General features: G+C 62.8%; 2 protein-coding genes. One reads left to right on the top strand and one right to left on the bottom strand.

Features of this window, described 5'->3' with window-relative positions; genetic code table 11:
• Nucleotides 1-34: 34 nt before the first annotated feature.
• Complete coding sequence (locus JG676_RS09400; RefSeq protein WP_246801820.1) at nucleotides 35-169, top strand: SDR family oxidoreductase; 135 nt, start codon at nucleotides 35-37, stop codon at nucleotides 167-169.
• A 2-nt stretch (nucleotides 170-171) separates the two neighbouring features.
• On the opposite strand, the gene JG676_RS07955 is transcribed toward JG676_RS09400, so the two are convergent.
• Nucleotides 172-462, bottom strand: a 291-nt coding sequence (locus tag JG676_RS07955) for an N-acetyltransferase (RefSeq protein WP_200217890.1), incomplete at its 5' end; no start/stop codon positions are given.

Below are 462 nucleotides of genomic sequence, written 5' to 3'. Positions count from 1 at the left end.
CGGCAACCATATCCGCTTCGGCGGCATCGACAACATGGCCGCACAATATCCGTTCGCTGTCGGCCAGCCGGAGGACATCGCGAACGTCGCCCTGTTCCTCGCCTCCGACGAATCGCGCATGGTGAACGGTGCCGCGATCCCGGCCGAAGGCGGCTTCTCGGCGTATTAGCGTCAGGCGCTGGTGATGGTCTTTTCGAAGTAGACTCGGTTGAAACCGTCTTCCGTACGGCGCGCCACCTCGACGTAGCCGAGCCTGGGATAGATCGAGAGATTATCGACCATCTTCTCGTTGGTATAGAGATGCACGTTCATGCCGCGCCGCCGCGCGGCATTCTCGCAAAAGCCGATCAGCGCCCTGCCCACGCCGCGTCCGGCGGCGCGCGGCAGGACGGCCACGTTTTCCAGCAGGATATGGCCCTCTTCGGCATAGAACACGATGAAGCCCTGGAAGGCGTCCTGGTC

The sequence above is a fragment of the Campylobacter sp. 2018MI34 genome, assembly GCF_016598975.1.
Classification (GTDB): domain Bacteria; phylum Campylobacterota; class Campylobacteria; order Campylobacterales; family Campylobacteraceae; genus Campylobacter_D.
This window is presented reverse-complemented; position numbering and strand designations above follow the sequence as displayed.